Annotated in this window: 15 protein-coding genes and 3 pseudogenes; 8 read left to right on the plus strand and 10 right to left on the minus strand. The window is 41.7% G+C overall.

Annotation, left to right across the window (positions count from 1 at the left end; translation table 11 throughout):
• Nucleotides 1-40 precede the first annotated feature (40 nt).
• Nucleotides 41-1372: an L-serine ammonia-lyase gene (locus tag L5B76_RS06940; protein ID WP_442780775.1), complete on the plus strand. Its 1332-nt coding sequence runs from the start codon at nucleotides 41-43 to the stop codon at nucleotides 1370-1372.
• Nucleotides 1373-1429: 57 nt separating this feature from the next.
• Here the strand turns inward: L5B76_RS06940 and dnaE are convergent, their stop codons facing one another.
• A complete protein-coding gene (gene dnaE, locus L5B76_RS06945; protein WP_265754797.1) occupies nucleotides 1430-4906 on the minus strand; it encodes a DNA polymerase III subunit alpha in 3477 nt (1158 codons plus the stop codon).
• A 187-nt stretch (nucleotides 4907-5093) separates the two neighbouring features.
• Between dnaE and L5B76_RS06950 the strand changes: the two genes are divergently transcribed.
• The 4 genes from L5B76_RS06950 to L5B76_RS06965 all read left to right on the plus strand — a co-directional run bounded on the left by L5B76_RS06950 (nucleotide 5094) and on the right by L5B76_RS06965 (nucleotide 9209).
• Entirely contained in the window at nucleotides 5094-5765 is a 672-nt protein-coding gene (locus L5B76_RS06950; protein ID WP_265754798.1) for a trimeric intracellular cation channel family protein, read from the plus strand.
• A gap of 21 nt (nucleotides 5766-5786) precedes the next feature.
• The gene (gene proA, locus L5B76_RS06955) at nucleotides 5787-7043 is read left to right on the plus strand and encodes a glutamate-5-semialdehyde dehydrogenase (RefSeq protein ID WP_265754799.1); all 1257 of its coding nucleotides are present in this window, start codon (nucleotides 5787-5789) and stop codon (nucleotides 7041-7043) included.
• 186 nt (nucleotides 7044-7229) lie between these two features.
• Nucleotides 7230-8588 carry a lysine-sensitive aspartokinase 3 gene (gene lysC, locus L5B76_RS06960; protein ID WP_265754800.1) on the plus strand — a complete coding sequence of 453 codons (1359 nt, stop codon included), beginning with the start codon at nucleotides 7230-7232 and terminating at the stop codon, nucleotides 8586-8588.
• Nucleotides 8589-8843: 255 nt separating this feature from the next.
• The gene (locus L5B76_RS06965; protein ID WP_265754801.1) at nucleotides 8844-9209 is read left to right on the plus strand and encodes a hypothetical protein; all 366 of its coding nucleotides are present in this window, start codon (nucleotides 8844-8846) and stop codon (nucleotides 9207-9209) included.
• A gap of 102 nt (nucleotides 9210-9311) precedes the next feature.
• Here L5B76_RS06965 and L5B76_RS06970 read toward each other — a convergent pair.
• The 7 genes and pseudogenes from L5B76_RS06970 to ypfJ all read right to left on the minus strand — a co-directional run.
• Nucleotides 9312-9884 (minus strand): annotated as a pseudogene (locus L5B76_RS06970) (IS256 family transposase); the annotation flags it as partial.
• Between the two features lie 33 nt (nucleotides 9885-9917).
• Nucleotides 9918-10490: pseudogene (locus tag L5B76_RS06975) on the minus strand (IS256 family transposase); the annotation flags it as partial.
• Nucleotides 10491-10523: 33 nt separating this feature from the next.
• Nucleotides 10524-11730 (minus strand): annotated as a pseudogene (locus tag L5B76_RS06980) (IS256 family transposase).
• Nucleotides 11731-11916: 186 nt separating this feature from the next.
• Nucleotides 11917-12456: an Imm43 family immunity protein gene (locus L5B76_RS06985; RefSeq protein WP_265754802.1), complete on the minus strand. Its 540-nt coding sequence runs from the start codon at nucleotides 12454-12456 to the stop codon at nucleotides 11917-11919.
• Nucleotides 12457-12605: 149 nt separating this feature from the next.
• On the minus strand, nucleotides 12606-13175 hold the full coding sequence (locus L5B76_RS06990; RefSeq protein WP_265754803.1) for an imm11 family protein: 570 nt from the start codon (nucleotides 13173-13175) through the stop codon (nucleotides 12606-12608).
• Entirely contained in the window at nucleotides 13175-14242 is a 1068-nt protein-coding gene (locus L5B76_RS06995) for an AHH domain-containing protein (RefSeq protein WP_265754804.1), read from the minus strand. Before L5B76_RS06995 ends, L5B76_RS06990 begins: the two co-directional genes overlap by 1 nt.
• Nucleotides 14235-15071: a KPN_02809 family neutral zinc metallopeptidase gene (ypfJ, locus tag L5B76_RS07000; RefSeq protein ID WP_265754806.1), complete on the minus strand. Its 837-nt coding sequence runs from the start codon at nucleotides 15069-15071 to the stop codon at nucleotides 14235-14237. The genes L5B76_RS06995 and ypfJ overlap by 8 nt, the downstream gene beginning before the upstream one ends.
• 250 nt (nucleotides 15072-15321) lie before the next feature.
• Between ypfJ and eno the strand changes: the two genes are divergently transcribed.
• The 3 genes from eno to ispD all read left to right on the plus strand — a co-directional run bounded on the left by eno (nucleotide 15322) and on the right by ispD (nucleotide 17772).
• Entirely contained in the window at nucleotides 15322-16623 is a 1302-nt protein-coding gene (gene eno, locus L5B76_RS07005) for a phosphopyruvate hydratase (RefSeq protein ID WP_103854254.1), read from the plus strand.
• Nucleotides 16624-16802: 179 nt separating this feature from the next.
• Nucleotides 16803-17081, plus strand: a complete 279-nt coding sequence (gene ftsB, locus L5B76_RS07010; protein ID WP_265754807.1) for a cell division protein FtsB — start codon at nucleotides 16803-16805, stop codon at nucleotides 17079-17081.
• Between the two features lies 1 nt (nucleotide 17082).
• Nucleotides 17083-17772: a 2-C-methyl-D-erythritol 4-phosphate cytidylyltransferase gene (ispD, locus tag L5B76_RS07015; RefSeq protein WP_265754808.1), complete on the plus strand. Its 690-nt coding sequence runs from the start codon at nucleotides 17083-17085 to the stop codon at nucleotides 17770-17772.
• Between the two features lie 70 nt (nucleotides 17773-17842).
• On the opposite strand, the gene L5B76_RS07020 is transcribed toward ispD, so the two are convergent.
• Nucleotides 17843-18979, minus strand: coding sequence for a glycerate kinase (locus L5B76_RS07020; protein ID WP_265754809.1), 1137 nt, complete (start codon nucleotides 18977-18979; stop codon nucleotides 17843-17845).
• A gap of 12 nt (nucleotides 18980-18991) precedes the next feature.
• Complete coding sequence (locus L5B76_RS07025) at nucleotides 18992-20368, minus strand: GntP family permease (RefSeq protein WP_265754810.1); 1377 nt, start codon at nucleotides 20366-20368, stop codon at nucleotides 18992-18994.
• Nucleotides 20369-20471 lie beyond the last annotated feature (103 nt).

Below are 20471 nucleotides of genomic sequence, written 5' to 3' on the forward strand. Positions count from 1 at the left end.
GTTTAAATGGCGTTTAAATGGCATAAAAAATCCACATAACGTGGGAAAAATTTTTCTCAAGTTATGTGGACGCGTTTCTCATTTTGCGCGGACGGCTTCAGATTTAGTGGCGAAAAATTTACTCGCCAAGGTAACCCAAGTTAAGGTTGATGTTTATGGCTCACTTTCAATGACAGGGCGTGGGCATAATACCGACATTGCCATTATTATGGGCTTAGCAGGCTATTTACCGCACGATGTGGATATTGATTTAATCCCTAAATTTATTTCTGATGTAAAAAGCACCGCACTTTTGCCATTAGCACAAGGGCAGCAAGTGGCGAAATTTGATTATGAAAGCGATATGGTCTTTCATCAAACCTTTCTGCCTTTACACGAAAATGGAATGACGCTGTCCGCCTATGAGAATGACAACTTGCTTTATCAGCAAACCTATTATTCTATTGGTGGCGGATTTATTGTTGATGAAGCCCATTTCAATCAGCAGGAAGAATCCGACATCAACGTGCCTTTCCCTTACCAAAGTGCGGCAGATATTTTGCATCATTGCAAAGAAAATGGTTTAGCCTTATCGAGCGTGATGCTACAAAATGAAATTGCCTTACACGGAAAAAAAGCCACGCAAACGCACCTAAAACGCATTTGGCAAACGATGAAAGAATGTATTGAGCACGGCTTGGCTACGGAAGGCTTATTACCCGGCCCACTTAAAGTGGTTCGCCGTGCGGCAACTTTACATCGTTTACTGCAAGCCAACAATGGGCTTTCCAACGATCCAATGAAAGTGATCGATTGGGTCAATATGTATGCGCTTGCGGTCAATGAAGAAAATGCCGCAGGCGGACGTGTGGTTACTGCGCCAACCAACGGTGCTTGCGGTATTGTGCCTGCGGTGCTGTCTTATTATGAAAAATTCATTTCGCCAATTACCGATGAAATTGTAGAACGCTATTTACTTGCTTGCGGAATGATCGGCTCACTTTACAAAATGAATGCGTCCATTTCAGGGGCAGAAGTAGGCTGTCAAGGCGAAGTGGGAGTTGCTTGCTCAATGGCAGCGGCTGGCTTAACAGAAATTTTGGGCGGTAGCCCCGAGCAAGTTTGTATGGCCGCTGAAATTGCGATGGAACATAATCTGGGACTGACTTGCGATCCTGTGGGCGGCCAAGTGCAAGTGCCTTGCATTGAGCGCAACGCCATTGCTTCCGTCAAAGCCATTAACGCGAGCCGAATGGCATTGCAACGCACCTCGAACCCGCGTGTGAGCTTGGATAAAGTGATCGAAACAATGTACGAAACTGGCAAAGATATGAATGCCAAATACCGCGAAACCTCGCAAGGTGGTTTGGCAATCAAAGTGGTTTGCACCTAAAATTTGCAGCAAAAAATAAGGCGGTTTGTTCCGCCTTATTTTATTTTTACATTTCAATTATTTAAACTCAATTTCCACCGCACTTTCGCCGAACATCTCCACTAGCGTATTAATCAATTCATCACTTGGATTCACTGACCACTGCACGCCGAGTTTGACTAACGCGCGTCCTTGTGGACTTTGGTAATAAATATTAATGGGTAACGCACCGCCGCTATATGGGCTAAGAGTATCTTTAAATTGCTTAATAAAATGTGGCGAAAGCTGTTCTTGCGTTAAGCAAATTGCCAGACTTTTGGCGTAACGACTGCGTGCTTCGTCAAGGGTCATTAATTCTCGCACAGACATTTTTAAGCCTTGCGAGAAATCATCAAAACTGACCTGCCCTGACGCAATCACAATGGTGTCTTTTTGTAATTTTTCACCAAAACGCTCTAGGCTTTCGCCAAATAATGTCAGATCTAAACGCCCCGAACGATCATCTAAGGTAGCAATGCCTAAGCGGTTGCCTTTTTTTGTTATCGCTACCCGAGAACTCACGACCAAGCCACAAGTGGTGCTGATTTGTCCACGATAATTTGGTACAAGATCTTTTAATCTTGTTGAGCTGTAATGAGCAATTTCCTTTAAATAAGGGCTAATCGGGTGGCTACTTAAATACAGTCCAAGGGTTTCTCGTTCGCCATCTAAAATTTGTTTTTCGCTCCAACGTGGTGTTTTCGCATAAGCCTGCTCCACCTCTTCTGGCGTTTCTGTCAGCACGCCAAACATATCCGCCTGTCCTATCGCCTCATTTTTGGCATATTGATCTGAGGCTTTTAAAGCATCTTCTAAATTTTTTGCTAGCGCTGCACGATGTGGACCTAATTTATCGAATGCCCCTGACATTATGAGGCTTTCAAAGGTGCGACGGTTGATTTTCTTTAAATCCACTCTAGCGCAAAGATCAAATAAATCTTTGAAAATACCACCTTGTTCACGGGCAGCAATTAAGGCTTCAATCGGCCCTTCTCCCACGCCTTTGATTGCCCCAATACCATAGACGATTTCCCCATTATCGTTCACGCTGAAATGATGTTTTCCTGTATTAATATCTGGTGGGGTAACCTTTAAGCCCATACGCAAACATTCATCGTATAGCCCAACGATTTTTTCGGTGTTATCCATTTCAGACGTCATTACTGCCGCCATAAATTCTGCGGGATAATGCGCTTTTAGCCATAATGTTTGGTAAGAAACCAAGGCATACGCCGCGGAGTGCGATTTATTAAATCCGTAACCTGCAAATTTTTCTACTAAATCGAAAATTTTCATTGCAAGGTTACCGTCAATCCCGTTTTTAATTGCCCCTTCTTCAAATACAGAGCGTTGTTTTGCCATTTCTTCGGGTTTCTTTTTCCCCATTGCCCGACGTAATAAATCTGCCCCACCAAGGGTGTAACCTGCCAGCACCTGCGCAATTTGCATCACTTGTTCTTGATATAAAATGATACCGTAAGTTGGCTCTAAAATCGGTTTGAGTGAAATGTGCTGATATTCTGCATCAGGGTAAGAAATTTCCTCTTCGCCGTGTTTACGGCGAATAAAATTATCCACCATTCCTGATTGCAACGGCCCCGGACGGAACAACGCAACCAACGCAATAATATCTTCAAAACAGTCTGGTTTCAGGCGCTTAATCAAATCCTTCATTCCACGCGATTCTAGCTGGAATACCGCGGTAGTTTCTGCATTGAGTAACACTTGGAAAGATTGCGCATCATCAAGTGGGATACGATTAATATCCACTAACGGCTTGCCTTCTTTAGCCAGACGCGTATTAATCATATCCAATGCCCATTTAATAATGGTTAGCGTACGCAATCCTAAGAAGTCAAACTTCACCAGCCCGGCATACTCCACATCATTTTTATCAAAATGGGTAACTGGGTGTTTGCCTTCGCTATCACAATATAAGGGCGAAAAATCAGTGATCAGCCCCGGCGAAATCACCACGCCCCCAGCGTGTTTCCCTGCGTTACGCGTTACCCCCTCGAGCTTGCGCGCCATATCAATTAATGCTTTAACTTCTTCATCGCTTTCATAAATTTCAGGCAAACGAGGTTCTGCTTCAAAGGCTTTGGCTAAGGTCATTCCCGGATCAGGCGGAACTAATTTAGAAATGCGATCCACAAAGCTATAAGGATGCCCTAATACCCGTCCTACATCACGGATAACCGCTTTGGCTGCCATTGTACCAAAGGTGATAATCTGCGACACCGCACCGCGTCCATAGGTTTCCGCCACGTGTTCAATCACGCGATCTCGCCCGTCCATACAGAAATCCACGTCAAAATCGGGCATTGATACCCGTTCTGGATTTAAAAAACGCTCAAACAGCAAATCAAATTCAAGGGGATCAAGATCAGTAATTTTCAACGCATAAGCTACCAGCGATCCCGCCCCAGAACCACGCCCCGGGCCAACAGGAATATCATTATCTTTCGACCACTGGATAAATTCCATTACGATTAAGAAGTAACCGGGGAAACCCATTTGGTTAATCACATCTAGCTCAACTTGCAGGCGCTCATCATATTCTTTGCGTTTTTCCGCCCGCTCTTTTTCATCGGGGAATAAAAAGGCTAAGCGCTCTTCCAAGCCCTCACGGGATTTTTGCACCAAATAATCTTCCGTGCTGAGATCCCCGGTGGGAAATTTTGGTAAGAAATACTCGCCCAAACGAATTGTTACATTACAACGTTTGGCGATTTGCACGGTATTTGCCAGTGCGGTGGGAATATCGGCAAATAATTCGCACATTTCCTCTTCAGTACGGAAATATTGCTGATCGCTGTATAATTTCGGACGTTTTGGATCATCAAGGGTATAGCTATCGTGAATCGCAACGCGGATCTCGTGTGCCTCAAAATCTTCGGAAGACAAAAAGCACACATCATTGGTTGCCACAAGGGGAATATGATGTTTTTCTGCCAATTTTAAGGCGGCCTGAATATAGCGTTCTTCTTCAGGGCGACCAGTGCGACAAAGGCTCAAATAAAAATGATCGGGGAAAAATTCTTGATAAAAACGCACCGCACTTTCGACATCCGCAGGATTATTTTTCAGTAATTTTTTCCCCACATCGCCATTACGTCCGCCAGAAAGAATAATCAAGCCTTCGCGGTGTTCCACCAGCCATTGCTGATCAATATAGGGTAAATCCGTGTAACCCCGTTCATACGCCTTGGATAATAATAAGGTGATGTTGTGATAGCCTGTGTTATTTTTCGCAAGCAAGGTGAGTTCAAAATGTTCATCACCGAGCAAATCACTTTTCACCAGCACATCAGCCCCAACAATGGGCTTCACCCCTGAGCCAAGAGCTTCGCCATAAAATCGCACCAAACCGCAGAAATTGGTGAAATCCGTCAATGCCATTGCCACCATTTCGTTTTCCACGCAGGCTTTGACCAACGGTTTTACTTTCGCAATACCATTAATCATTGAAAAATCGCTATGCACACGCAAATGCACGAAACGCGGTTCTGACATAAAAAATCCTTGTTATTTTGCTATTGATGAGATGAAAAAGGGAAATTAGCCTGCCATTTTAACGAGATTTTAGCGCGGATCCAATTTCTTTTTCTTTGCTCAGTTTCATTCGTCATTCGCCCTTGTTCACTGCCCAATTCCTGTCTAAAATAAAGCAAATTTTTACCGCACTTTAATGAAGGGATTTATGCTACTGAGCATTTTGTATATTGTGGGCATCACCGCCGAAGCGATCACGGGGGCATTAGCCGCAGGACGTGAAAAAATGGATATTTTCGGCGTGATTATCATCGCCTCAATGACTGCCATTGGCGGTGGCTCGGTACGTGATGTGCTGCTTGGGCATTATCCCCTTGGTTGGGTGAAAAATCCTCATTATTTCATTATCGTTGCCTGTGCTGCGGTGCTAACGGTGGTGATTGCACCGTTCATTCGCCATTTTATGCGCTATTTTCGTACCATTTTCTTGGTGCTAGATGCCTTAGGGCTTATCGTGTTTTCCATTATCGGTACGCAGATTGCATTAGATATGGGGCATAGTTTTATTATTGCGATTATCGCAGCAATTATCACTGGCGCATTTGGTGGCGTGTTGCGGGATTTGCTGTGCAACCGTATTCCCCTTGTCTTCCAAAAAGAGCTGTATGCCAGTGTTGCATTGCTGGCAGCAAGTATTTATATTGGCTTGCTTCAGTTGAATATTAATCACAATATCGTGATCGTGGTAACCCTCGCTTGCGGTTTTACCATTCGCTTGCTCGCCATTCGTTTTGAGTGGCATTTGCCAGTGTTCGATTATCAAGAACAGGAAATCGCCGAAAAGCAAGCCGATGACAAACTGCCGAAAAAAATCAAATAAAAATTAAAATAAGGATAAACAATGACGAATTTAGTAGAAATGGGCAAACAAGCCAAACAAGCGGCTTTTGTGTTGGCACAATGTAGCGAGAAAGAAAAAAATCACGCGCTTCAATGTATCGCTGATCAATTAGAACAACAAGCTGATCTCATTTTGGCGGAAAATGAAAAAGACATTCAAGCCGCTCAACAAAATGGTTTGTCGGAAGCCTTGATTGATCGCCTATTGCTCACACCTGAACGGCTACACGCCATTGCCCAAGATGTTCGTCATATTATTTCGCTGCCCGATCCTGTGGGTAAAATCATTGATGGTGGCACGCTAGACAGTGGATTAAAAATTGAACGCGTGCGCGTGCCTTTAGGCGTGGTAGCAACCATTTATGAAGCGCGACCAAACGTAACCATTGATGTGGCCAGCTTATGCTTAAAAACAGGTAACGCGGTGATTTTACGCGGCGGCAAGGAAACCCAACATTCCAACAAAATTTTAGTCGAAGTGGTGCAACAAGCCTTATTACAAGCCAATTTACCGCAATATGCCGTGCAAGCCATTACTGATCCAAACCGTGATTTAGTGATGCAATTAATGAAACTGGATCGCTATGTGGATATGCTTATTCCAAGGGGCGGAGCGGGCTTACATCAGCTTTGCAAAGAAAACTCCACCATTCCTGTGATCGTTGGGGGCGTGGGCGTATGCCATACTTTCGTAGAAAAAAGCGCCGATTTAAACCGTGCCTTAGCGGTGATTAGCAACGCCAAAACTCAGCGCCCAAGCACTTGTAATACCCTTGAAACCTTGTTAGTGCAAAAAAGCATTGCCGAGCAATTTTTGCCAATGTTGGCGGAATTTAGCCAATCGAAAATAAAATTTCACGCAAATTCCACCGCACTTTCTATTTTAAGCAATGCGGGCGCGCAAGTTGTGCCATTGCAAGAGCAGGATTTACAACAAGAATGGGGTTCGCCTGATCTCAACGTGGTGATTGTTAAAGATATTGATGAAGCGGTGGCCTTTATTAATCAATATGGTACGCAACATTCTGATGCGATCTTAACCAGCTCGCAACCTCTTGCGCAACAGTTTATCAATCAAGTGGACAGCGCAGCGGTGTATGTCAATGCCAGTACACGCTTTACCGATGGCGGACAATTTGGCTTAGGTGCAGAAGTGGCAGTGAGTACACAAAAACTCCATTCCCGCGGGCCAATGGGATTAGAAGCGCTAACATCTTACAAATGGGTGGGCGTGGGCGATTATTTAGCGCGCCCTTAATCCTTTAGTGATAAATTGAAAATTATTCGATTATTCGGGCTAAAATTTTATAATATCAAAACGTCATTTTAAAAATGGCGTTTTTTATTTAATTTTATAAAATAATATTTGACAATGTTTAATGAAATCGTTATTTCTAGGGCATTCTAATACAACATCATTGATTTTTTATAGGAAGGTAAAACTATGTCAACTCTCTCTGTGGCAAAATTCGGTGGAACTAGCGTTGCAAATCATAGCGCAATGAGCGCTTGTGCAAATATTGTAACCGCTGATCCTAATACGCGTGTGGTGGTGCTTTCGGCCTCGGCAGGTATCACCAATTTATTGGTTGCGCTTGCTAATGGTAAGAACGCAGAAGAACGCGCGAAACTCATCGCAGAAGTGCGTCAAATTGAAGAAGCGATTTTAGCTGAACTTAAAGACGACAGCGAAGTGCGGGCAAAAATTGAAGAAATTTTAAAACATATCGAAAGCCTTGCTGATGCCGCAAGCGTGGCTGCTTCACCTGCTTTAACAGACGAATTGATCTGCCAAGGGGAAATGATGTCCACCTTGCTTTTCGTTCAAGTGTTAAAAGAGCTTGGCGCAAAAGCCGTTTGGGTGGACGTGCGTACCATTGTGGCAACCAACAGCCATTTCGGTAAAGCCGCGCCAGATGACGAGCAAACGCAGAAAAATAGCGATGCGCTATTAAAACCGATTCTTGCTCAAGATAACGACACAATGATTATCACGCAAGGCTTTATTGGACGCGATCCACAAGGCAAAACCACCACCTTAGGACGTGGCGGCAGCGACTATTCTGCGGCACTTTTAGCCGAAGTATTAAACGCTAAAGACGTGTTAATTTGGACGGACGTAGCCGGTATTTACACCACCGATCCACGCATTGTACCAGCAGCACAACGCATTGACACAATGAGCTTTGCGGAAGCGGCAGAAATGGCAACATTCGGGGCGAAAGTGTTACACCCAGCAACTCTGCTTCCAGCGGTTCGCAGCAATATCCCTGTGTTCGTAGGCTCAAGCAAAGCCCCACAAGACGGCGGTACTTGGGTAACCAAAGATCCACAACCACGTCCAACTTTCCGTGCAATTGCATTACGCCGCGATCAAACTTTGGTAACGCTTTCCAGCTTAAGTATGCTACACGCGCAAGGTTTCTTAGCCAATGTGTTCAACATTTTAGCGAAACACAAAATCTCTGTGGATACCATCACCACTTCTGAAGTAAGCGTAGCTCTCACCTTAGACAAAACAGGCTCTGCTTCATCAGGCGCGGAAATGCTCTCGCCAGAATTGCTTGCGGAATTAAGAGAAGTGTCTAGCGTAAAAGTGGATACTGGCTTATCTTTAGTCGCATTAGTGGGCAATGATTTACACGTTACCGCAGGTATCGCCAAACAAATTTTCGATACCCTAGAAGCCTACAACGTAAGAATGATCAGCTACGGCGCAAGCACCAACAATATTTGTATGTTAGTCCAAAGCGAACAAGCTGATGATGTGGTCAGAGCATTACATAAGAATTTATTTGAATAATTCAAACTAAAGACATCTAAAAAGGAGAAATGCGTCAAACATTTCTCCTTTTTCTTTGCTTTATTTATATCGATTGAAATTATCGCAAAAATATCACCGCACTTTATTCGAGCATTAAAACCTGCAGCAAGAGAAGAATTGCTCCGTATTGTAAATAATAAGTTGTCTTCACACAAAACCTACAAATTCCATTTTACCAATGGACGCTCACAGCCATTAAAAATAGATACTAATGAGATTTCGCCAGGAAAAGTTGTGGCAGAGCTTAACTTTATATTTTGGGAAAATATGTTATCACAAACTCATCGAGAGAGATGGATAAGCCATTTTAATAAAGCATTCCCTAATGTTTGTATTTCCTCCCCTGATGAACGTGATTTAATAGTGAATGAGATACATAACATAACAAGCCGAGTGCGTTATCTAAGGAATAGAATTTGTCACCATGAGCCAATTTTCGATGAAAGTAAAATCGATCTTATCAACGTATTTAATAATATAAAACAGGTGTTATGGTACATTTCGCCTAAAACGGCAGATATATTGAAGCAACTTGAGCGTATAAGTCAAACAATCGCACGAAAACCTCAAAAAGGAAAAGGCATAAGGGAAATCCCTTAGGGGATTTAAGGGTAACCTTTCCAAGGGGAAAGGTCTTACCCGAAAAGGCCAAAGGGCTAAATGGGACCCTATCCCAAATTCTGTGTAAACACCCATTTCAACTTAACGGTGATCGTCGAGGCGATCACCAAAATCAATCATAAAACGATTCATTGCCTGTTTCCAGTTTTGAATCGGCATTGTCCATTTCTTTGACACATCTTTCATCGCCAGCCATATTACCTTGAACACCGACTCATCCGTCGGGAATACATTGCGTTTTTTAATGACTCGCCGAATCACGCTATTGAGTGACTCCACCGCATTGGTGGTATAAATCGCTTTGCGAATATCCGACGGATAATCAAAAAATGTCGCGATATTCGCCCAATTCTCCTCCCAACCTCTCGCTACAAGCGGGTATTTTTCCTGCCATTTTTGCGAAAGTGCGGTCAAATTCTCGCGTGCTTGCATCTCCGTCGGGGCTTGATACACCTGTTTTAAATCCGCAGTCACCGCCTTGTAATCTTTCCATGACACATATTTCAAACTATTACGCACCAAATGCACAATGCAAAGCTGAATCTTGGTTTGGGGATAAACGGCATTAATGGCGTCAGGAAAGCCTTTTAAACCGTCCACACACGCAATTAAAATGTCTTTTAAACCGCGATTTTGCAGCTCTGTTAGCGACCCTATCCCAAATTCTGTGTAAACACCCATTTCAACTTAACGGTGATCGTCGAGGCGATCACCAAAATCAATCATAAAACGATTCATTGCCTGTTTCCAGTTTTGAATCGGCATTGTCCATTTCTTTGACACATCTTTCATCGCCAGCCATATTACCTTGAACACCGACTCATCCGTCGGGAATACATTGCGTTTTTTAATGACTCGCCGAATCACGCTATTGAGTGACTCCACCGCATTGGTGGTATAAATCGCTTTGCGAATATCCGACGGATAATCAAAAAATGTCGCGATATTCGCCCAATTCTCCTCCCAACCTCTCGCTACAAGCGGGTATTTTTCCTGCCATTTTTGCGAAAGTGCGGTCAAATTCTCGCGTGCTTGCATCTCCGTCGGGGCTTGATACACCTGTTTTAAATCCGCAGTCACCGCCTTGTAATCTTTCCATGACACATATTTCAAACTATTACGCACCAAATGCACAATGCAAAGCTGAATCTTGGTTTGGGGATAAACGGCATTAATGGCGTCAGGAAAGCCTTTTAAACCGTCCACACACGCAATTAAAATGTCTTTTAAACCGCGATTTTGCAGCTCTGTTAGCGACCCTATCCCAAATTCTGTGTAAACACCCATTTCAACTTAACGGTGATCGTCGAGGCGATCACCAAAATCAATCATAAAACGATTCATTGCCTGTTTCCAGTTTTGAATCGGCATTGTCCATTTCTTTGACGCATCTTTCATCGCCAGCCATATTACCTTGAACACCGACTCATCCGTCGGGAATACATTGCGTTTTTTAATGACTCGCCGAATCACGCTATTGAGTGACTCCACCGCATTGGTGGTATAAATCGCTTTGCGAATATCCGACGGATAATCAAAAAATGTCGCGATATTCGCCCAATTCTCTTCCCAACCTCTCGCTACAAGCGGGTATTTTTCCTGCCATTTTTGCGAAAGTGCGGTCAAATTCTCGCGTGCTTGCATCTCCGTCGGGGCTTGATACACCTGTTTTAAATCCGCAGTCACCGCCTTGTAATCTTTCCATGACACATATTTCAAACTATTACGCACCAAATGCACAATGCAAAGCTGAATCTTGGTTTGGGGATAAACGGCATTAATGGCGTCAGGAAAGCCTTTTAAACCGTCCACACACGCAATTAAAATGTCTTTTAAACCGCGATTTTGCAGCTCTGTTAGCACGTTTGCCCAGAACTTCGCGCCTTCGTTTTCGGCAATCCAGAGTCCGAGTAATTTTATGCCCCTCCAAATTCACACCCAACGCCACAAAGACGGACTTGTTGATAATCCGCCCGTCTTGACGCACTTTGACCACGATGCAATCCAAATAAACAATCGGATACACCGCATCAAGCGGGCGATTTTGCCATTCCAAGACGCGCTCTTTAACCGAATCTGTCACGCGAGAAATCAAGCTCGTTGACACATCAGCATCATAGAGTTCTTTGAACATTTCGACGATTTCTTGATTGCTTAAGCCTTTGGCATATAAGGCGATAATCTGCTCGTCCATTCCGGTAATTCGGGTTTGGTTTTTCTTGATAAGCTGCGGTTCAAAGGTGCCCTCACGGTCACGAGGGGTATCAATTTCCATTTCACCCTCATCACACATCACAGTTTTGGACGTATAGCCGTTACGCGCATTTTTGCCTTTTCGTGGCTGATGTTTTTCATAACCAAGGTGGTCAGTCAGTTCCGCGTTTAGGGCTGCTTCGACCGTGATTTTTTTGAGCATTCGAGAAAACTGATTAAGGTCTTCCGGCGTTTTGAGGTGTTTGGCAAATTCTGCTGCCAAGGCGTGGAGTTGTTTTTCGTTCATAATAAAATACCTGTGTCTAATGTATTATCTCAGAAACAGGCATTTACACAAATTGTGGGAGAGGCTCCTAAATGGCCTAAATGCATTTTCTAAGCATATTTCTCCATTAGCTCTATCATTGGTTTATATCTATCTTGTTTCCCAAGATGTTTTTTTACGCTATATTCGCCACTGACATCACATTTTCTAAACCTCTTTAAACTCAGCACCAGTTAAAGCATTTTTTATGATCTCTTTTTTTATACTTTCACTAATAATAATCGCTACAGAAAACTTGCCTAAACGAAATAACGCCTTATTAATCTTTGAATAATCTAATTTCAGTTTATAAAAACTGTCATATTCACCAGCCAAGTCTGGCCTTATAGGATCATCCTTCTCAAACTTAGTAAATTCTGAACGATTTTCATCAACACAATCAATTTCATTATGAATGACCATGGCGAAATATTTTTTTATTGTTTTTTTATTTTCTATTTTGACAGGAATAAAAGATAGACCATTAGTATTCTCTATCAAAACTTTAAAATCTTCACTCACAATAGGAACGTTAAATGGAACCATAGTTGTATAATCAAGTTCTTCTCCATCTTGAATTAATCGTATTATCAGATTAGTTTCATGAATCTCTGCATTTATTAATTTCCAATTATCAATGCTATGAATACCTCCTAAATACCAACGGTTTGGGTAGTCAATATCATCTAATAATCTATAATATTTCATTAATTACTCCTTGGTTAGCCATTTATTCACTTGTGCACCTGGTGTTTGTTCGTCTTTATTGATTTTTAAATTTCTAATAGAGATTCATTACCAATCTATCTTCAAGAGTCTTAAGGAGGGACTACTCTTTTTCTATTGTTAAATAAAATTTAGCCTGTATATACACAAATCTCCTCAAAATAAAATCCAGTTAAACCAGCTGATTCAATTCTTAATTTCAATTCTTCGCTAATAACTAAATATATAGAATAACCTTTAATTCTAAATATATGTTTGCCATCTATTTTTGAGGAATTTAATACAATCTTATCAAAATATTTATAGTCTCCTTCTCTATCAGGCCTAACTGGGTCATCTTTTTTATATTTTATATACTTAGACTTTTCTTCATCTATAGCATCAATAATATCTACTCCTATTGCATAATATGTTGAAAAAAATCTCCCATTATCTAAAACATTAACCGCTGAAAAAATAATGTCATAATGTAGCAAAACATCTTTTGCTTTTGGACTTAATATAGGAACTCCATACACAAGATTTTCAGTAAAATCTGTTTTTATCCCATGAATTTCAATTGGTACAGACATTTCTTTATCAATGGAATAATGAGGGAACATTGTAAACCCCCATTGTTCTATATATAGAGAATCATTTATTTCCCCTAAATACCATTTGTTTAGAATTTCCATGTCTTCAGATAAACGGTAATATTTCATTATCTATCAACTCCAATGACTAATTTATTTAATTCTGTATTTGAATCAGATATTTCTATTTTCAATTGCTTCAATGTAGATCTCACAGCTTCTTCATATTGTGTACTCTTAGGAGATAAACCTCTTGTTGCATCATACAATCTATCATATACAATTTTATGATATTTTTCTGGGTGTGGACCTTGGTGTCCCACCACTTTTACTTTATTATCTACATCATTAAAACTTAAATTTGCTCCATCAAAAATCTTCTCAAATCTAGGAGTCCAAGGTCCTCCATTTACTGTAGATATACAGTTTTTATCTGTGCAAATATGATGGATTGGTACTTTTTGATTTAATGTGTTTTTTAATCCTAAAGGTTTTGATACATTTATTTGCAAACCATTATCATCAATCATCATAAATTGATTAGACAACGTTCCATTAGAAGAGATTCTTTGATAAATAGTGCTATTTGTAACAGCATCTTTTACCTCAGTATTTATGAGTTTTCCTCCGTTAGGTCCTTCAACTATACCGAGTGATAATATACGATAATTATTTCCTAGCTCATTGCCTGTTACATAACTTAAACTTCCTCCCCGAGTAATTTTTTCAGAAGCAGCCACTGTCGCTTTTTGACCTAATATACTTGCACCTTTAACCGCAGCACTCCCAGCTTTAGCGACAGGAGCAAATTCAGCCACAACACTCCCTCCCCGAATTAACGGAATTAGCGTCGTTTCCACAGACATATCTTTGCCATACAGATAATTTACATCCGATTGATTGTAATGGGTTCGTAAAATATCTTTTGAGGCACTAGTCAGTGTTGACCATTTTTCACCTATACAACTAGAGAGTGATTTAAGGCACTCCGAAGCACTATAGGCTATATTTTGTGTCAGTGTTTTGGTTGTATCGAGTGGGTGGTTTAATAATGCTCGCCCTGAGCTAGAAAGCCCATCAAGTACATCGCTTCCACTTTTTACTATGAGGTTATTCCGAATTTCAGGGATTAATGCGTTGGTTAAAACCTGATTATTCGCTTTGTCATATTGTGTGGCTACCCCAATACTACTCAAAAGTATCGCACTGGCTAGGTTGTCCGCTTTGTAATCCGCGTTTAAACCAAGCTAAACGCTGAGCTGATGTGCCGTGCGTAAAGCTATCAGGTACAACATAACCTTGAGAACGTTTTTGCAAGCGATCATCACCTACCGCTTGAGCGGCGTGAAAGGCTTTTTCAATATCCCCCGCTTCAAACAGGCCTGTTTTACTTGCTTGATTCGCCCACACGCCAGCAAAGCAATCCGCTTGTAATTCCAGTTTTACCGAAAGTTGATTGGCTTGCGCAGGACTTACATTTCGCTGAGCCTGATGCACTTTAGGCAAGATACCTAATAAATTTTGGATATGATGCCCTACTTCGTGCGCAATCACATAAGCAAACGCGGAATCACCGCCAGCTCCAAGCTGATTTTTCATATCATTATAAAAGGAAAGATCAAGGTAAACACGCTGATCATTCGGACAATAAAATGGCCCCATTGCGGACTGTCCTGTGCCACAGGCGGTATGCGTAACCCCGTTATATAACACCATTATTGGTGCTTGATAATGCTGATTATGTTGTGAAAAATAATTTCCCCAAACCGTTTCTGTATCAGCCAACACCACACGAGAAAGGCTGGTCAGTTGCTGTTCTTCTTGGCTTGATTGGGTATGACTGGCCGTTGGTTGTTCAATAAAATCAGGCGTGCCAACTAAGCCAGAAAGATCAACACCATAATAAGCACCAACAAGCAAAATAATCAAACCAAGTACGCCCGTTCGTTTTCCACCACCAAAGGAACGCCCTGAATTTCGTCTATCTTCAACATTTGTGCTTTCTCTACGGCCTTGCCAACGCATAATTTCTGTCCTATTTATAATTAAAGTGCGGTTATTTTATTATAAAAAATCTTTCATTGGGCAATTTACACTGAATTTATTTCTACCAACTTCGCGTTAGTTTCCTAGATTTCAAGCAATGAATGTACTAAAATTTAACGGTGATCAATTTAATCGCATTTTTTACAAGACAAAAATGAAAAATCGTTTTAAGATTAGCGGGATTTCAGATTTTATCTTTGAAAATTAACTTAAATATGAGGAAAACAAAATGGCGAAAATCGTTAAAATTATTGGTCGTGAAATCATCGACTCTCGCGGTAACCCAACTGTGGAAGCAGAAGTTCACCTTGAAGGTGGTTTCGTAGGTCTTGCAGCTGCGCCATCTGGTGCATCAACAGGTTCTCGTGAAGCGTTAGAATTACGCGATGGCGATAAATCTCGTTTCTTAGGTAAAGGTGTATTGAAAGCGGTTGAAGCGGTAAATGGCCCAATCGCACAAGCTTTAGTGGGTAAAGATGCCACTAACCAAGCTGAAATCGACCAAATTATGATCGACTTAGACGGCACTGAAAACAAATCTAAATTCGGTGCAAACGCAATTTTAGCGGTTTCTCTTGCTAATGCCAAAGCAGCAGCAGCATCTAAAGGTTTACCACTTTATGCGTGGATTGCTGAGCTTAACGGCACACCAGGTGTTTACTCAATGCCATTACCAATGATGAACATCATCAACGGTGGTGAACACGCAGATAACAATGTGGATATCCAAGAATTTATGATCCAACCAGTGGGTGCGAAAACCTTAAAAGAAGCACTACGCATTGGTGCTGAAGTGTTCCACAACCTTGCTAAAGTATTAAAATCTAAAGGTTTAAGCACTGCAGTGGGCGATGAAGGTGGTTTCGCTCCAAACCTAGAATCAAACGCTGCAGCGCTTGCTTGTATCAAAGAAGCAGTAGAAAAAGCAGGCTATGTATTAGGTAAAGACGTTACTCTTGCAATGGACTGCGCATCATCTGAATTCTACAACAAAGAAAACGGTATGTACGAAATGAAAGGTGAAGGTAAATCATTCACTTCTCAAGAATTCACACACTACCTTGAAGAGCTTTGCAAAGAATACCCAATCGTTTCTATCGAAGATGGTCAAGATGAATCAGACTGGGAAGGCTTCGCTTACCAAACTAAAGTGTTAGGCGACAAAGTTCAATTAGTGGGTGATGATTTATTCGTAACTAACACCAAAATCTTAAAAGAAGGGATTGAACGCGGTATCGCAAACTCAATCTTAATCAAATTCAACCAAATCGGTTCATTAACTGAAACTTTAGCGGCAATCAAAATGGCGAAAGATGCAGGTTATACTGCAGTGATCTCTCACCGTTCTGGTGAAACTGAAGATGCAACTATCGCAGATTTAGCGGTAGGTACAGCAGCAGGCCAAATCAAAACTGGTTCAATGAGCCGTTCTGACCGTATTGCGAAATATAACCAATTAATCCGTATCGAAGAAGCATTAGGCGACAAAGCCCCATTCTTAGGATTAAAAGCGGTTAAAGGTCAAGCGTAATTTAATTACTGCTTTGCGCAACATTTATCCAACTAAAGTGCAGGATTTTCCTGCACTTTTTTATTCCCTACACAACCTAACAAGTGCGGTGCTTTTTTAGCAAATTTATTTCCGCCATAAGCCTACAAATCTTCACCATTTCAAGGTACACTATTGTTTTTTATCCAATTGGGGAACCTATGCGTTTACTTGTATTCCTTCTGCTCGCAGTATTAGTGCTATTCCAATATGATTTTTGGTTTGGCAAAAATAGCTATTTGGATCATAAACAGCTCGAGCAAGAAATTGCACAACATTTGCAAGAAAATGAAAAATTAGCCCAACGCAATCACGCCATCGCAGCTGAGATCAAAGATCTCAAAGAAGGGGTTGATGCCATTGAAGAACGCGCTAGACAACAGCACGAAATGGTAAAAAATAACGAAATTTTCTACCGCATTGTTAAAGATCACAAATAATATGAAAAGAGAAATTATCGCCGTTGTGCCAGCCGCTGGTATTGGTAGCCGAATGCAGGCAGATCGGCCGAAACAGTATTTGACAATTCTTGGCAAAACTGTTTTAGAACATACATTAGAAACTCTACTCAATTCATCTCATATTGATCGCATTATCCTTGCGGTTGCGCCTAAGGATCCTTATTTGGCAAAAATAGATTTGCTTAACCACCCAAAAATTCATCTTGTTGAAGGGGGGGAAACCCGCGCGCAATCTGTTCTCAATGGGTTAAACGCGATCAATCCTAGTGCAAACACTTGGGTGATGGTACACGATGCCGCGCGTCCTTGTTTAACGCAGCAAGAACTCTCTGCCTTAGCGGACATCACACAGCCTGATGGTGCAATTCTTGCCATTCCTGCAATCGATACCATCAAAAGAAGTAATTCACATCAGCAAATTGAAAAAACAGAAGACCGCAACGAAATTTGGTTAGCACAAACGCCCCAATTTTTCCCCGCTCTTTTGCTCACGCAAGCTATTGAACAAGCGCTTACGCAACAACAAAATATTACCGATGAAGCTTCTGCAATGGAATTTCTTGGCTTCAAACCGCAATTAATTCAAGGTAAAACCAGCAACATTAAAATCACACGTCCAGAAGATTTAGCGCTTGCGGAATTTTATCTCAGCCAAAAGAAGCACCAATAAAATATCAGCAATAAAAAGTGCGGTGAAAAATCTGAAAATTTTCCACCGCACTTGTCTTTTTACTATTCTGTTACTTCATCGCTAACTGATAAAATCTAGCGATATTCTGCGCTGTTGAAATCAGATTTTCTTTCCCCGAACGCAAGGTGTTTTCCAAACTATCGAGCTGACGAATAATCGGAAAGACCGCGTCAATGCCCTGTTCATACACCACTTCGTAATCTTCCCGCAGACAGCCTACGATAGCAATCACAGGTTTGCCAAATTGCTTAGCAGTTTTGGCGACACCAATGGGCGTTTTTCCGTAAGCACTCTGCCCGTCCATTCGCCCTTCGCCAGTAATCACCAAATCAGCATCTTGCACTTGGGCGCTAAAATTTAAGGTTTCTAACACAATATTTACGCCTTTTTTCAACCGCACTTTAGGTAGCAGCAATAATCCACCGCCCATTCCGCCAGCCGCTCCTGCACCAGATTGATTGGCGATATTAATGCCAAGCTGTTGCCGTACTTTCTCGGCAAAATGAGCAAGCGCTGCATCAAGTTGTTGCACCATTTGCACGGTTGCGCCTTTTTGCGGACCAAACACGGCAGATGCGCCAGTTTCACCACATAATGGATTATTCACATCACAAGCCACTTCAATTTGTACTTGTGCTAAACGTGAATCAAGCTGGCTTAAATCAATATGAGCGGTGTGAATTAACTGCTCGCCACCATAGCCCAAAGATTGATTTTCAGCATCGAGAAAGCGCGCGCCCAAGGCTTGCAACATTCCCACGCCAGCATCATTGGTCGCGCTTCCACCAATGCCGAGAATAATTTTTTTCACCCCATAATTTAAGGCGTTCAAAATCAATTCTCCCGTACCAAAACTAGTGGTTTTCAATGGATTACGCGCCTCCATTGGCACAAGATGCAACCCAGAAGCTGCCGCCATTTCAATGAATGCGGTTTCACCATCACCAGAAAGCCCCCAAAAGGCATCAATCTTATTACCCAAAGGGGCGGTAACCGTGCATTGGATCAGCTTGCCTTGCGTCGCGTCCACCAAAGATTGCACCGTGCCTTCCCCACCATCAGCCATTGGAATTTTGTAATATTGCGCGTGCGGAAAAATCTTGCGAAACCCAATTTCAATCGCCTCCGCCACTTCAAACGCGGTCAAACTTTCTTTGAATGAATCAGGTGCGATGAGTATTTTCATTGTTAATTCCTGTTAAAGTAAAACCAAGGAAAGGACATAAACAGTGCTAATCCCCACAATTCCCATAATAAAAGTGAGTGTGGTTTGTGTGCGATAGCCTTGTTGTGGTGTCATTTTACTAAAGTTTGTTACCACCCAGTAGTAACTGTCATTAGCGTGAGAAACACACATTGCCCCTGCCGCAATCGCCATTACGGTCAGCGCCGCAGCAATTTCACTGGTTAAGCCTAATGCACTCATTAGAGAATCATCAACATTGAACATTCCCATAATTGCCGCAGTGGTGATCATTGCTACGGTAGAGCTGCCTTGTGCGGTTTTCAAAATCGCTGAGATAATAAATGGAAAGAAAATCCCCGCACTACTAATAATATATGCATTTTCTTTAATATATTCTACGAATCCCGCTTCAACAATCACTTTGCCTAATACGCCACCAGCTGCTGTAATAAACAGAATTGGGCCAACGAGTTTTAGGGTGTCGTTGGTTAAGGTTTCAAACTCACTCATTTTGCCACATTGAAAAATAAGAATGATGGCAAAAATTAACCCAACACCTAAGGCAATAATCGGATTGCCTAAGAATAAAATGAAATTGGCAATATCCCCTGTTGCACCTGAAATTTTAGTGATTGAACCTAATGCCATTAAAATGATAGGAACAAAAATTGGCGCAAGACTTAAAAAGCCATTAGGTAAAGTGCCATATTTTTTCAATAAGGCTTCATAACCTTGAGCAATCAGCTCATCATTACCATCATCTTGCAAAATAACTCGCTTACCAATAAATTTGGCAAAAAGATAACTTGCGATTAAAACAGGAATGGATACTGCAATCCCCATAAGAATGACCAATAATAAATTATGCTCTAAACCTAGCCCACCTGCCACGGCAATTGGCCCTGGTGTTGGCGGAATAAAAACGTGGGCGGCATAAAGCCCCGCACTCAGTGCAACCGCAGTACCAACGGGGTTAGCGGCAATTTTTTTCTGAATCGCTTCACGAATTGGGTTTAATACAACAAAACCACTATCACAGAATACAGGAATACCAACAACCCAGCCCATAATAAGCATAGCCAGCTCTGGTCGTTTTTGTCCAACCAGTTTAACAACCATATCTGCTAATTTTAAGGCTGCACCTGTTTTTTCTAGCACCATACCAATAATTGCACCGAAAATAATCACAATACCGATGCTCTTAAATGTGCCACTAAAGCCAGCGCCAACCATTGCTGGAATTTTAGTGAGTGGAATGCCCGCAATAAGCGCTAACGCAAGGGAAATGCTCATTAATGCGAGGAAAGGATGAACTTTTAATTTCGCTATCATAAAAATCATAATAAGGATAGCAAGGATAAAGCTAATAATGAGTGCGATGCCCGTCATATTATTTCTCCTTTTATATGATTAATCAGCAATCACATTATTGTTTTCTCTAAGAGAAAATGCTTTATCTAAAAATACAAAAAATAATAGGGTAATTCACAAT

Source organism: Avibacterium sp. 21-594, from assembly GCF_026226815.1.
Classification (GTDB): domain Bacteria; phylum Pseudomonadota; class Gammaproteobacteria; order Enterobacterales; family Pasteurellaceae; genus Avibacterium; species Avibacterium avium.